The following is a 12,786-nucleotide window of genomic DNA, read 5'->3' on the forward strand; positions in this document are numbered from 1 at the left end:
GGCAAGGAAATATACGTCCAGCATATAAAAAAATGGGTTGAACCAGGTTTCGTTTTTCATATAAGGTGGGATTGTGATACGATAATCACGACCCATGTCTTAATTGACATGCAGCCTAAAGAAGATGAAACGGGTGAGTGCAGTTGTGAGAGTAATATCGGGTAGTGCCAAAGGCCGGCCGCTCAAAAGCGTTCCAGGCATGAGCACCCGTCCGACGACGGATAAAGTGAAGGAAGCGATATTCAGTATGATCGGCCCCTACTTCGAGGGTGGCACCGTGCTCGATCTGTTCGCCGGTACGGGCGGGCTCGGAATCGAGGCGCTGAGCCGGGGGATGGATCGTGCTGTTTTTATTGATTCCGAGTCAAAGAGCATCGAGACGGTGAAGGAGAACCTGAAGTCCTGCCGGCTCGAGGACAGCGCAGAAGTATATCGCAATGATGCGGGACGGGCGCTGAAAGCATTAGCCAAACGCAGCGCCAGCTTTGATCTGGTGTTTCTGGACCCGCCGTACCGGATGAAGAACGGGGACGAGCTGATGCTGGATATGGCGGCGCGAGGCCTGCTGCGAGATGAGGCGCTGGTTGTGCTGGAATATGAATCATCGCATACGTATCCTGGAGATTTCGAAACATTTCGCTGTCTTCGAAAAGCAGAGTATGGAGATACCGCAGTGTCCATTTACCGATACAAAGAGAACCAGGAAGAACATTCGGACCCTGTTGAGGAGGATAACTAGAGATGGCAGAACCGCAGAAAGCATACCGTGTTGCCGTGTATCCCGGCAGCTTCGACCCTGTAACGATGGGGCATATGGATATTATTACTCGCGCCTCGAAGCAGTTTGATCTGTTGATTGTGGCCGTGCTTAACAATTTGAGCAAAAATCCGCTGTTTACGGTGGAGGAACGCACAGAGCTGTTGCGTCAGGCGACCGAGCATCTTCCGAATGTCGAAATCGACAGCTTCCGCGATTTGCTTGCGAATTACATAAGACAGAAGAATGCCCAGGTGATCGTCCGGGGCATTCGTACGGTAACCGACTTCGAGTATGAGCTGCAGCTGGCTTCCACCAATCACAAGCTGAATCCGGAGGCGGAAACGATCTTCATGATGACCCATCCGAAGTATTCGTTCCTCAGCTCAAGCCTGGTGAAGGAAATCGCGCATTTCAACGGCGACACGACCGACCTTGTCAGCCCTGAGGTGGATGCCGCGCTGCGGCGAAAATTCAGCGGCGACGGGAAATAAAGCGGGAGATCATCCCGAACAGAATGACGAGGGTGACGACCATGGCGGCTTGGGCCTGCAGCAGGCCGGGCCAATCCTTCCACAAGGAGAATACAAACTCGGGCCCAGCATCGTACGGCTCGGTCCGGAAGGCGGGCCAGATCGGCGAGATGAATTTGCCGACGGGAATGGCAAAGGCAAGCATGAGCATGAAGGCATACAGGGAATGGACAAGCCGCTGCAGGACAAAACGCTTCCACAGCCCTCCTGATCCCTTTAGAAGGGAGAGGCTTTGTAGATGGGCACTGATGCCGCTCCAGCCCAGGATGGCCGATAGCAGGGCAAGCTGAAGCGTCCCGGATGCCCCCGTCGATAAGCGGATATCGTTGGCGCCAAGATGCATTTCAAGCAGGCCGGAAGCGGCATAGTCCGGCAAATAAGGCAGCAGATAGCGGCCCAGAACATGGGCAAGCACGGCGAATATGAGAATATAGCCGCCGATCATCATCAGTGTCTGAACGGATGCGGTGACCGAATCGCCGAGCAGCCGACCGAAGCTGCGCCCATCGCGCTCCCGGGCCGCAACTGCTGCGGCAGCGGCTCGCTTCAGCAGCGGCCTCGCAGGTTGGGCGCTATCCTTGGCAGCGGCTCTCATAAGGCGGCTGCGTTGATCATCGCCGGGCCGGGCCGGGCCGGCGTCTTCACGCCGGAACAAGCCGAGCGTCCAGGCGGCCAGCCCTCCGGCCAGCCAGTGAACGATCAGCAGCACATAGCCTGCGGACGGCTGGTGCAGCAGTCCGGTGCCGATCACGATAACAATCGTAACCGGATTGCAGAAATGCGACAATGAGGCGAGGTGACCGGCTTCCCTCAGCCCGATCTCCCCTTGCGCATGCATTCTGGCGGCGGTGTGGGCCCCGGCAGGGTACCCGGCTGTCATGCCGGTGATCAGCGCCCAGCCGCCAGAAGCCGGGAGCTTGAACACTTTTTTCATCACCGGTTCCATCAGCACGCCGATGCCATGAGCCCAGCCGTAAGCGGTCAGGATTTCGACCAGGACAAGAAAGGGCAGCAGGGCCGGGAATACGATATTCCACCACAGCTTCAATCCTTGCATGGAAGCCTGGAAGGCGGACTCCGGATCGCTGACCACGGCCAGGATCAGGAGGAAGGCAGCGGCTCCGAGCAATACGGTGTTTCGCATTCTGGATGCGGGCGCGGCAGCGTCGGCTTTATTCATAAGGGTTCTCCTTTCCACGTAAACATAGCTAGTACAACTTTATGCGAAGGGGACAATCATCAGACCATCCTCGATGGAACCGGAGCGATTTAAGGCGAAAGGGAAGAATGGATCATGAATAAGACAGTAAAAACAAGTGGTTTAAAAGTTGTTTTATACCTGCTGGTGGTCGGAATTATGCTCTATGTTGTCGTGTATATGCCGACGCCGTATCTTATCTATCAGCCTGGAAGCGCGCAGGAGGTTCGCCCCATGATCAGCGTGGAGCAGGGCGATCCCGAAGAAGAGGGAACCTTCATGATGACCACGGTGTCAGCGACTTATGCGAATATTTGGCTGCTGATGATGTCCGCATTCAACCCTAACGCCGAGGTTGTCCAGAAAGCGGAGCGAATGGGGGACCAGAGCAGGGAAGAATATACGGCGACCCAGGTATACTATATGAACTCATCCCAGTCGGCCGCGATGGAGGCGGCATACGGCGAGGCGGACATCGATTACACGATCGAGCCTGAGTATGTGTTTGTGCTGTCGATCCCGGATCATGCGGAGAACAAGGATTTCTTTCGGCCGGGTGATAAGCTGCTGTCTGTGGACGGCGATCCGGCAACCGATAATGAACGGCTGATGGCGCTGTTGAAGGGGAAGAAGGTTGGCGACCGGGTTCAGGTTGAACTGGAGCGCAAGGGGAAAAAGGTAAGCGGCGAGGTTCCCCTTGTGGCGATTCAGGACAGCAACACGGGAGCGGAGCGTCCGGGTCTTGGGGTGATGATCGCCACGATGCAGAAGGTGGAACCGGAAAGCCCCGAGTATATCGTGCACTTTGCCGACACGAATATCGGCGGTCCGTCAGCGGGTCTGATCTTTACGCTGGAGATTTACAACCAGCTGACTCAAGGTGACTTGACCAAGGGCTATCTCGTGGCCGGCACGGGCACGATTGACAAAGACGGGAATGTGGGACCTATCGGAGGCGTGAAGCATAAAGTCGTGGCTGCAGACCGGCGCGGGGCGGATATCTTCCTCGTCCCGAGCAAAAATTATGATGAGGCGAAGCAGCGAGCTGACCGGATCGGCACCACGATGGAACTGGTCCCTGTGGACCGGCTGCAGGAGGCGGTCGATTACCTGGAGGGGCTGCCGCCTAAATCGTAACCGGCGGCAGCAGGTGATCGCTGTACAGCTGTTCCAGCAGGGGCTGCGGGCAGCCTGCCGCATACACGGCGGCGGCGCGCAGATCCAGATCAAGCTGAGGATGCTCGAAAGCGGACGGCTTCATGACAACCGGAAGTGAGGCCGTCTTTTTCATTCGCTTCAGCAGCGCTCTGCCAGTGGAAGAGAAGCCGAGGATGCGAAGATAGCCGGGGCCCTCGGCTAGAGCGGAACGGCTCATCCGGGCTTTGCCATGATTCAGCATGACATGGACGAGCATGCGCTGAAGCTTGGTGCGCGTGTAGCGCTTCGTTTTCAGGGCGTCCAGCAGTGCCTCAACGGTCGGCTCGGCCAGACGGGGCAGCTGGCGCCGAATGCGGAATTCCAGGCCCTCGGTTACTTCATGCAGCGTCTCCAGCTGCTGCGGACCGCGGGTGAGCAAGGTTTGCAGCAGCGGCTGACGGAATCGCTCCCAGTGCATAGGCGCTTGTCCGTTCTCCATCTCCCGTTCGAGAATATCGAGGGTATATTCGGGTATATAAGGAGAAACGGCCTGGAGGCCTTCGGTCAGAATCAGCCTGCGGATCGCCGTTGCGCTGGCGATGGAAGCTGACCCGGGTACCTGATCGTGATACTGGGCACTCTCCCTCGGGATGGTGTAGGGCTTGATGCTTGCCTTAAGACGCTCCAAGGCGATCAGGTAATGCAGCCCAAGCGAGTTGTTCGGCCTGGCGAGCATCTGCCTGAGTGATTCGGCATCATGTTCGCCTTGAGCGAACACAGCCGCCGCGGCCGCGGCATATGCGGCAGGGAAATTGTCTCCCTGCTGCAGCCTGTTCGCCATTTCGGCCTGCAGCTGTTCCGTCTCGCGGGCCAGCAGCCTGGCGAGCGGAAGCAGCTGCTCCAGCGTGCCGCTTTCGGAGCCGAAGCAGAGGCTGTCCACGACGCCGGTGCCAGCAAGCAAAGCAACGGCCCCGTGGGCGAACCATTCCGCAGGCTGCACCGCATAGGCAACGGGGAGCTCGATGACGAGATCGGCTCCCATGCGGAGCGCCATTTCAGCTCGGGCCCGCTTGCTGGCGATGGCGGGCTCGCCCCGCTGCAGGAACGGGCCGCTCATGACGGCTACAACGGCGTCCGCGCCGGTAAGCGCTTTGGATCGTTCATAATGCAGGACATGCCCGTTATGCAGCGGATTATATTCAACAACAATGCCAACGGTTTTCATAGACGACAACTCCTTGCTAAAAATATATCATAAATTGCAGGGGTTACTGCAAAAATAACGTTGCGACAACCACCGATCGGTGTTGACAAAAGTCTGACGGAATCGGTATAATAATTTTTGTTTGTTTGGAGTGATGGATATGCTTATTCAATTTCGAAAATTGACAACCAGCGATCACCCGTTACAGTTCCATCAAACCGTGGATGTAAGCCGTGCCGTCAAAGGCCGGAAGGATATCGCGTCCGTTCAGCCGCTTGAGGTTGAGCTGATGGCGAAGCCATCCGTCGCAGGCTCGGTGGAGGTTCGCGGACGATTGCATGGCGGCCTGGAGCTGAAATGCTCCCGTTGCTTGAAGCCGGTCAGCGAACATCTGGACATCCCTTTTCATGAAGTATTCCAGCCGGTGGAGGACCCTGAAGCTGTTCAGGCTGATGACGATGATACTATATATGTGACAGGCGAGAGTGTGGATCTCACCCCGTATGTAGAGGAAGCGTTCCTTCTCCATCTACCGCTAGCTCCGGTTTGCAGCGCGGACTGCAAGGGGCTTTGTCCAAGCTGTGGCAAAGACCTGAACGAAGGCTCCTGCAATTGCGATACGGAAGTGATCGACCCGAGGCTGGCTGGGCTGAAGGACTTTTTTAAATGATAATGGAGTAACAGCCCCGTGAATGCGGGTTGACCTGATTAAGGAGGTGGGAACATGGCAGTACCTCAACGCAGAACGTCCAAAACACGTCGTGACAAACGTCGTACTCACTTTAAACTGGCGGTGCCAGGAATGGTGAAATGCGAGCAGTGCGGAGAATTGAAGCTTGCTCACCGCGTATGCAAAGTGTGCGGAACGTATAAAGCAAGAGAGATTATCAAACAATAATTTTTATAAGTAGTACTTCATCTTTGGTGAGGTGCTATTTTTTTTGCAGCTCTACTTTCTTTTTGACGGGATATCCTTTATACTTATATTTTAGTACCAGGTTCTAATATTTGCGCCTAATCATACATAAATCATAAGCACGGCGATTATATTACGGCTAGAAGGAGTTGTTTCGTCATCGACCGTTTATCGAAAAAAGACCGTCACCAGCGGCTGCTCCAGCTGATCGACGAGAATCCCTTTGTAACAGACCGTGAGTTGACTCGCCAGCTTAAAGTTAGCATACAGACGATCCGCCTTGACCGGATGGAGCTTGGCATTCCCGAGCTTCGTGAACGGATGAAGCAGATGGCCGAACATTCCTTCGATCAGGTTCGCTCCCTGTCGCTGGAGGAAGTGATCGGAGATGTCGTCGATTTGCAATTGGACAAGAGCGGTATATCCATATTCGAGATTCGTGAAGAGCATGTGTTCAGCAAAACCCGGATCGCGCGCGGACATTATGTTTTTGCACAGGCTAATTCCTTGGCTGTTGCCGTCATTAATGATGAAATCGCCCTGACCTCCTCGGCGGATATCCGGTTTTTGAGACAGGTTCATCTCGGAGAGAAGTGCATTGCCAAGGCTTATGTTCGTTCCAGTCCGGAACTGAAGGGGAAGGCCAAGGTCGAGGTGTTCACTTATGTCGCCGATGAAATGGTGTTCCAGGGGAACTTCATCATTTATCGATCGGAAGGCACTGACATCAATGAAGGAGGAAGACGGCAATGAAGATAGTCATTGACGCTATGGGCGGTGACAACGCTCCCCGCAGCAATGTGGAGGGTGCTTTGTCGGCTGCCCGGGAATGGCAGGATATCGAGATTGTGCTTGTAGGAGACCAGCAGCAGATCGAGGCTTTGCTGACGGATCGTCCGTCGAATCTGTCCGTAGTCCATGCCAGCGAGGTCATTGAGGCGGAGGACGAGCCGGTAAAGGCTGTTCGCAGAAAGAAGGATTCCTCGATGGTCGTGGCCGGCAGGATGGTTCGTGACGGAGAGGCCAGCGCCATGATTTCGGCTGGCAATACGGGCGCGCTGATGACGACCGGGCTGCTCGTTGTCGGGCGGATGAAGGGGATCGAGCGGCCTGCGCTGGCTCCGATCATCCCAACGCTTGACGGCAAGGGCGTGCTGGCGCTTGATCTGGGTGCGAACATGGATTCCAAGCCGGAGCATCTGCAGCAATTTGCGCTTATGGGAAGCCTGTATCGGGAGAAGGTGCACGGCATCGCGAAGCCCCGGGTAGGGCTGCTGAATGTCGGAACCGAGCCAGGCAAAGGCAATGAGCTGACCAAGCAGGCGTATCCGCTGCTTGAACAGCTGCCGATTCATTTCGTCGGAAATGTAGAGGCGCGGGATGTGATGGATGGCGTATGCGATGTGCTCGTATGCGACGGGTTTGCGGGCAACATCTTGCTTAAGGCGATCGAGGGCACGGCAGGAGCACTGTTCTCCCTGCTGAAGGAGCAGTTCTCCCAGTCGCTCAAAACGAAGCTGGCTGCGGCGCTTATGATGCCCCAGCTTCGCAGCCTGAAGTCCACGCTTGATTATAAGGAGCATGGCGGCGCGCCGCTGCTTGGGCTCTCGGGCCTGGTTGTGAAGGGTCACGGCTCTTCGGACGCCGGCGCCATCAAGAACGCGGTGCGGCAAGCGAGAATCGCAGTGTCAAGCAAGCTTGTTGAGAGCATATCGAATGAAATCAGCGGGAAGTGAGTGAGGAAATGAACAAATTGCGTTCGGTTGGCATTATCGGCACCGGCAAATATGTACCTGAGAAAATTTTGACCAATCAGGATCTGGAGAAGATTGTAGATACGAGCGACGAATGGATCGTATCCCGGACGGGGATCCGCGAGCGGCACATTGCCGCACCGGATGAAGCGACCTCCGACCTGGCTTACAAAGCAGCGCTGAATGCGCTGGAGTCGGCCGGCATGTCTGCGGAGGATCTGGACCTGATTATCGTAGCGACGATCACGCCGGATATGGCTTTCCCTTCCACTGCCTGTCTGATTCAGGACCGTCTGGGCGCGAAAAAGGCGGCGGCCTTTGATCTTTCGGCCGCATGCTCGGGCTTTGTGTACGGCCTTGCGACAGCAACGAATTTTGTGCAGACGGGAATGTATAACAATGCGCTAGTGATCGGTGCGGATTGCTTGTCCCGGATTACCGATTATACGGACCGCAACACCTGCGTGCTGTTTGGTGACGGTGCTGGAGCGGTGATTGTGGGCGAGGTGCCGGAAGGACGCGGCTTCAAAGCGTTTGATCTTGGAGCTGAGGGCGCCGGCGGGGCCCATCTGTATATCGAAGCGGGCGGCTCCAGGCTGCCGGCGTCTGTGGAGACGCTGGAAAGCAAGAAGCATTACATCTACATGAATGGCCGCGAAGTGTTCAAGTTTGCCGTCCGTGTGATGGGCACCGCGACGGAGAAGGTGCTGTCGAAGGCAGGCGTGGATAAAAAGGATATCGACCTGTTCATACCGCATCAGGCAAATATTCGGATTATTAATTCCGCCATGGAGCGCCTGGAACTTCCGGAGGACAAGGTGGTCATCAATGTGGACAGATACGCCAACACCTCGGCCGCGTCGGTTCCGCTTGCGCTTGTGGAAGCCCAGGAGACCGGTCGCATTAAAGAAGGCGACACCGTGCTGATGGTCGGCTTCGGCGGTGGCTTGACTTGGGGCGCATCGGTATTAGTTTGGTAAATCATAACGATAATGGTGAAGAGAGGGGCTGTACACTTGGGAAAAACAGCTTTTATTTTTCCGGGGCAGGGCGCGCAGTCTGTTGGAATGGGGAAGGACGCATTTGATGCGGTTCCCTCTTCCCGTCACATTTTTGAAACGGCGGATGAGAAGCTTGGCTTCTCGCTCAGCTCGATCATTTTCGAGGGGCCGGAGCAGGATCTGAAGCAGACCGCCAATACCCAGCCTGCATTGTTAACGACCAGCATCGCTTATCTGGAGGCTTTCCGTGCCAAGGGGCTGAACCCCGATTATGTAGCCGGACACAGCCTGGGCGAATACAGCGCTCTCGTCTGTGCAGGTGTACTGACTTTTGAGGAAGCTGTAGCGATTGTCAGAGCAAGAGGAGAATATATGGAAGCTGCCGTTCCAGGCGGCCGCGGCGCGATGGCGGCGGTTCTCGGTGCAGACCGGGAAGCGCTGGCGGGCCTGTGCCGCAGCATATCGGATGCCGGACAGCTGGTGGAACTTGCCAATATGAACTGCCCGGGGCAAATCGTCATTTCCGGGACAGCCGAAGGGGTGGCAGCGGCTTCGGAACGAGTGAAGGAAGCGGGCGGCAAGCGGGCGATCCCGCTTGAAGTCAGCGGGCCGTTCCATTCGTCGCTCATGAAGGAAGCGGCGGACCGGCTGGCACATAAGCTGAAGGAAGCCTCCTTCCAAGAAGCGGCTGTACCGGTTGTGGCCAACGTGACTGCACGTCCGGTTACCGAGGCAGGTGCGATTCGCGATCTGCTGGTCGAGCAGGTGTATTCCCCTGTGCTGTGGCAGGACAGCGTGGAGTGGATGATCAGCCAGGGCGTGGACACGTTTGTTGAGATTGGCCCAGGCAATGTGCTTGGCGGACTGATCAAGAAAATCGACAAGTCGGTCAGCACGATTCAAATAAATAGTCTTGAGGGCATTGACAAGTTGGCATCACTTGCTTAAAAATGGACAGACTGGATGAAATAACAAACGCCGGAGAGGAGGAGCAGCATGAACGAGTTGAAAGGACAAACTGCACTCGTGACAGGAGCTTCACGCGGCATCGGGCGGAGCATCGCGCTGGCGCTGGCCGATCTTGGAGCGAATGTGGCGGTGAATTACGCCGGAAGCGAAGCGGCTGCAGCTCAGGTGGTTGAGGAGATCCGCGCCAAGGGCGTCGAGGCCGTCGCCCTGAAAGCGAACGTCGGCCAGACTGTGGAAGCGGATGAATTGATCAAGCAGGTATTGGACGCTTTTGGTCGAATTGATATTCTGGTGAATAATGCGGGGATTACCCGGGACAATTTAATCATGCGCATGAAGGAAGAGGAATTCGATCAGGTGATCGAGACGAATCTCAAGGGCGTGTTTAATTGTCTCAAGGCGGTAACCCGTCCGATGATGAAGCAGCGTTACGGCCGTATCATCAACATTTCCTCCGTCGTCGGGGCGCTCGGAAATCCCGGCCAGGCGAACTATGTCGCTGCCAAGGCCGGCGTCATTGGCCTGACGAAGTCGGCTGCCAGAGAGCTGGCGTCCCGGGGGATTACGGTGAACGCCGTAGCTCCGGGCTTTATCGACACCGATATGACCCGCGAGCTCCCGGAGGAGATGAGAGAGCAGCTGCTTGGCGGCATCCCGCTCGCCCGCCTGGGCGAGCCTGAGGAAGTGGCCAAGGTAGTCGCATTTCTGGCATCCTCCGGAGCAGCCTACATGACAGGGCAAGTTCTTCATGTAGACGGCGGCATGTATATGTAATCTAGGAAGACTTATACATGGCGAAAGCTGTACTATCGATTTCAAATGCATTCTATGGCATTTTGAAATCATATCTCGTATAATTACCAAGAGGAGGTGAGCCGGATGTCCGATGTACTGGAACGCGTGAAACGCATCGTTGTCGACCGCCTGGGTGTAGACGAAGCCGACGTAACACTAGAAGCATCTTTCAAAGATGACCTTGGAGCTGATTCTCTCGACGTAGTTGAATTGGTAATGGAATTGGAAGATGAGTTTGATATGGAGATCTCTGATGAAGATGCGGAGAAAATTACGACCGTAGGTGAAGTTGTAAACTACATACAATCTCATACCTAAGTCTTAACAGTAAGTCCCGTTCTTTAGCAAGGCGGGACTTCTCCACATTTCAACTGCATATCCAATTGCAGCAAATGATAGATTATTGCTGTCTTTATCTGCGGCTGTTCAGCCGCAGATCATAGACAGTCCACATAGAGGTGAGCTTGATTTGAAGCAACGAGTGGTCATAACAGGAATGGGGGTCATGACCTCCTTAGGTCAGGACCTGGATACCTTTTGGAATCATTTGATGGAAGGCAAGTCGGGCGTATCGCGCATTGAATCGTTTGATGTCAGCGAATATACGACCCAGATCGCTGCAGAAATGAAGGATTTCAATCCTGAAGAATATATGGATCGTAAGGAAGCACGCAAGATGGACCGGTTCGTCCAGCTGGCGGTGGCTGCCGGTGTGAAGGCGCTGGAGGACAGCGGGCTGAAGATCGGTGAGAATGTCGATGCCGAGCGCGTGGGCGTATCGATCGGATCAGGGATCGGAGGACTCGGAACCTGGGAGGATCAGCATAACATTTTGCTGGAGAAAGGCCCGAAACGGGTAAGCCCTTTCTTCATCCCGATGATGATTGCCAATATGGCTTCCGGCCAGATGTCGATTAACCTGGGAGCCAAAGGCCCGAACACGACACAAGTGACGGCTTGTGCGACAGGCACGCATTCCATCGGGGATTCATTCCGCCTTATTCAGCGCGGAGATGCCGATGTCATGATTTGCGGAGGAGCGGAGGCGACCATCCGTCCGACGGGTATGGCTGGCTTCTGCGCCATGCGGGCCATGTCGACCCGCAACGATGAGCCGGAGAAAGCGAGCCGGCCGTTTGACACCGGTCGCGACGGGTTCGTCATGGGTGAAGGAGCGGGCGTGCTCGTGCTAGAATCGCTGGAGCATGCATTGAAGCGGGGAGCGACCATCTACGCCGAGGTTGCAGGCTATGGACTGAGCGCAGATGCTTATCATATTACAGAGCCTGATCCGGACGGAGCAGCGCGCTGCATGAAGATGGCAATTCGCGATGCCGGCATCGCGCCGGAGGAAGTGAACTATATTAACGCTCACGGCACGTCAACGCCGGTCGGTGACCGTTCCGAGACCCGTGCTATCAAGACGGCGCTCGGGGATCATGCCTACAAGGTAGCGGTCAGCTCGACCAAGTCGATGACCGGGCATTTGCTCGGCGCAGCCGGCGGTGTGGAAGCGGTCATTTGCGGACTCAGCTTGAAGCATCAGATGATTGCACCGACGATCAACCTGGAGAATCAGGATCCGGAATGTGATCTGGATTATGTTCCGAACAAGCCGCGGAAAGCCGAGCTGAACATTACGATGTCCAATTCATTTGGCTTTGGCGGTCACAATGCAACGATTATTCTAAAAAAATACGCCGAGTAAGGGGAAAGTGTGTTGAGTGGAGATCTGAAGCAGTTACAGCACAAACTTCAAATCCGGTTTCGCAATGCAATGCTGCTGAAGCAGGCCTTTACCCACGCATCGTATGTCAATGAACATCGCTATAGTCAGAATCAGGATAACGAGCGTCTCGAATTTCTTGGCGACGCCGTGCTTGAGCTGACGGTCAGCGAATTTTTGTACAACCTTTATCCGGATCGGCCGGAGGGCGAATTAACGAAGCTGAGAGCTGCTATTGTATGCGAGCCTTCACTGGTTCAGTTTGCCGTCGGTCTGGACTTTGGTCGATATGTTCTTCTTGGCAAGGGCGAGGAGATGACGGGCGGCAGAACCCGCCCGGCCCTTCTGGCCGATGTATTTGAATCCTTTGTGGGTGCGCTATATCTGGATCAGGGGTTGGATGCGGTTCGCCAGTTTCTGAGCGAACACGTCTTTCCTTCGGTGACCGTCAACGGTCGGCCGCAGATGAGCGATTACAAGACCGAGCTTCAGGAATTAACGCAGCATCACGGCATGGGCGCACTGGAGTATCGTATTGTCGAGGAGCGAGGACCGGCACATGAGCGGGAGTTTGTCTCGGAGGTTTACATGGGAAGCGATTGCCTTGGACGCGGCAGCGGCAGGTCCAAGAAAGAAGCCGAGCAGCAGGCAGCGGCGTTAGCGCTGAAGCGGCTGAAACGTGCGGATGCCTAAGCTTCGCTATGGTGAAGGACAAACAAAGAGCAAAGAGCAGTCAGGCGGATTACCGGACCTTGAGAGTGACTGTTTTTTGCTCTTTTCGTTGTCTGGCGATAAA

At 55.5% G+C, this 12,786-nt stretch carries 15 protein-coding genes; 13 read left to right on the forward strand and 2 right to left on the reverse strand.

Annotation, left to right across the window (positions count from 1 at the left end; translation table 11 throughout):
* Positions 1-145: 145 nt before the first annotated feature.
* Both rsmD and coaD read left to right on the forward strand, forming a co-directional pair.
* Positions 146-739, forward strand: a complete 594-nt coding sequence (rsmD, locus tag CHH75_RS06810; RefSeq protein WP_483310920.1) for a 16S rRNA (guanine(966)-N(2))-methyltransferase RsmD — start codon at positions 146-148, stop codon at positions 737-739.
* A 2-nt stretch (positions 740-741) separates the two neighbouring features.
* Positions 742-1,251: a pantetheine-phosphate adenylyltransferase gene (gene coaD / locus CHH75_RS06815; RefSeq protein ID WP_095265805.1), complete on the forward strand. Its 510-nt coding sequence runs from the start codon at positions 742-744 to the stop codon at positions 1,249-1,251.
* Here the strand turns inward: coaD and CHH75_RS06820 are convergent.
* Positions 1,232-2,470 (reverse strand): nucleoside recognition domain-containing protein, encoded by a 1,239-nt coding sequence (locus CHH75_RS06820; protein WP_095265804.1) that lies wholly within the window; start codon positions 2,468-2,470, stop codon positions 1,232-1,234. The two genes, coaD and CHH75_RS06820, sit on opposite strands and share 20 nt — an antisense overlap.
* Positions 2,471-2,584: 114 nt before the next feature.
* On the opposite strand from CHH75_RS06820, the gene CHH75_RS06825 reads away from it, so the two are divergent.
* A complete protein-coding gene (locus CHH75_RS06825) occupies positions 2,585-3,625 on the forward strand; it encodes a SepM family pheromone-processing serine protease (protein WP_095397818.1) in 1,041 nt (346 codons plus the stop codon).
* Here CHH75_RS06825 and CHH75_RS06830 read toward each other — a convergent pair.
* The gene (locus tag CHH75_RS06830) at positions 3,615-4,850 is read right to left on the reverse strand and encodes a nucleotidyltransferase (protein ID WP_095397819.1); all 1,236 of its coding nucleotides are present in this window, start codon (positions 4,848-4,850) and stop codon (positions 3,615-3,617) included. The genes CHH75_RS06825 and CHH75_RS06830 overlap by 11 nt on opposite strands.
* 139 nt (positions 4,851-4,989) lie before the next feature.
* Between CHH75_RS06830 and CHH75_RS06835 the strand changes: the two genes are divergently transcribed.
* From CHH75_RS06835 to rnc, 10 genes are all read left to right on the forward strand, one after another.
* Positions 4,990-5,499: a YceD family protein gene (locus tag CHH75_RS06835; protein ID WP_095265801.1), complete on the forward strand. Its 510-nt coding sequence runs from the start codon at positions 4,990-4,992 to the stop codon at positions 5,497-5,499.
* A gap of 54 nt (positions 5,500-5,553) precedes the next feature.
* Positions 5,554-5,727 carry a 50S ribosomal protein L32 gene (gene rpmF, locus CHH75_RS06840; protein WP_006211382.1) on the forward strand — a complete coding sequence of 58 codons (174 nt, stop codon included), beginning with the start codon at positions 5,554-5,556 and terminating at the stop codon, positions 5,725-5,727.
* A 177-nt stretch (positions 5,728-5,904) separates the two neighbouring features.
* The gene (gene fapR / locus CHH75_RS06845) at positions 5,905-6,498 is read left to right on the forward strand and encodes a transcription factor FapR (protein ID WP_095265800.1); all 594 of its coding nucleotides are present in this window, start codon (positions 5,905-5,907) and stop codon (positions 6,496-6,498) included.
* Complete coding sequence (plsX, locus tag CHH75_RS06850; protein ID WP_095397820.1) at positions 6,495-7,481, forward strand: phosphate acyltransferase PlsX; 987 nt, start codon at positions 6,495-6,497, stop codon at positions 7,479-7,481. Before fapR ends, plsX begins: the two co-directional genes overlap by 4 nt.
* Positions 7,482-7,489: 8 nt before the next feature.
* Complete coding sequence (locus CHH75_RS06855) at positions 7,490-8,479, forward strand: beta-ketoacyl-ACP synthase III (protein WP_095265798.1); 990 nt, start codon at positions 7,490-7,492, stop codon at positions 8,477-8,479.
* Between the two features lie 36 nt (positions 8,480-8,515).
* Positions 8,516-9,448, forward strand: coding sequence for an ACP S-malonyltransferase (gene fabD, locus CHH75_RS06860; RefSeq protein WP_095265797.1), 933 nt, complete (start codon positions 8,516-8,518; stop codon positions 9,446-9,448).
* 48 nt (positions 9,449-9,496) lie between these two features.
* Positions 9,497-10,243, forward strand: coding sequence for a 3-oxoacyl-[acyl-carrier-protein] reductase (fabG, locus tag CHH75_RS06865; RefSeq protein ID WP_095265796.1), 747 nt, complete (start codon positions 9,497-9,499; stop codon positions 10,241-10,243).
* A gap of 105 nt (positions 10,244-10,348) precedes the next feature.
* The gene (gene acpP, locus CHH75_RS06870) at positions 10,349-10,582 is read left to right on the forward strand and encodes an acyl carrier protein (protein WP_007132116.1); all 234 of its coding nucleotides are present in this window, start codon (positions 10,349-10,351) and stop codon (positions 10,580-10,582) included.
* A gap of 151 nt (positions 10,583-10,733) precedes the next feature.
* Positions 10,734-11,972, forward strand: a complete 1,239-nt coding sequence (gene fabF / locus CHH75_RS06875) for a beta-ketoacyl-ACP synthase II (RefSeq protein WP_095397821.1) — start codon at positions 10,734-10,736, stop codon at positions 11,970-11,972.
* A gap of 12 nt (positions 11,973-11,984) precedes the next feature.
* The gene (gene rnc / locus CHH75_RS06880; RefSeq protein ID WP_095265794.1) at positions 11,985-12,683 is read left to right on the forward strand and encodes a ribonuclease III; all 699 of its coding nucleotides are present in this window, start codon (positions 11,985-11,987) and stop codon (positions 12,681-12,683) included.
* Positions 12,684-12,786: the final 103 nt, after the last annotated feature.

This window comes from Paenibacillus sp. 7541 (assembly GCF_002276395.1).
In the GTDB taxonomy this organism is placed as follows: Bacteria; Bacillota; Bacilli; order Paenibacillales; family Paenibacillaceae; genus Paenibacillus_AQ; species Paenibacillus_AQ campinasensis.

Coding starts and splice junctions, on each gene's coding strand:
- acpP (WP_007132116.1), top strand. CDS start 10,349: ATGTCCGATGTACTGGAACGCGTGAAACGCATCGTTGTCGACCGCCTG.
- CHH75_RS06835 (WP_095265801.1), top strand. CDS start 4,990: ATGCTTATTCAATTTCGAAAATTGACAACCAGCGATCACCCGTTACAG.
- CHH75_RS06820 (WP_095265804.1), bottom strand. CDS start 2,470: ATGAATAAAGCCGACGCTGCCGCGCCCGCATCCAGAATGCGAAACACC.
- plsX (WP_095397820.1), top strand. CDS start 6,495: ATGAAGATAGTCATTGACGCTATGGGCGGTGACAACGCTCCCCGCAGC.
- CHH75_RS06825 (WP_095397818.1), top strand. CDS start 2,585: ATGAATAAGACAGTAAAAACAAGTGGTTTAAAAGTTGTTTTATACCTG.
- coaD (WP_095265805.1), top strand. CDS start 742: ATGGCAGAACCGCAGAAAGCATACCGTGTTGCCGTGTATCCCGGCAGC.
- fabG (WP_095265796.1), top strand. CDS start 9,497: ATGAACGAGTTGAAAGGACAAACTGCACTCGTGACAGGAGCTTCACGC.
- CHH75_RS06855 (WP_095265798.1), top strand. CDS start 7,490: ATGAACAAATTGCGTTCGGTTGGCATTATCGGCACCGGCAAATATGTA.
- CHH75_RS06830 (WP_095397819.1), bottom strand. CDS start 4,850: ATGAAAACCGTTGGCATTGTTGTTGAATATAATCCGCTGCATAACGGG.
- rpmF (WP_006211382.1), top strand. CDS start 5,554: ATGGCAGTACCTCAACGCAGAACGTCCAAAACACGTCGTGACAAACGT.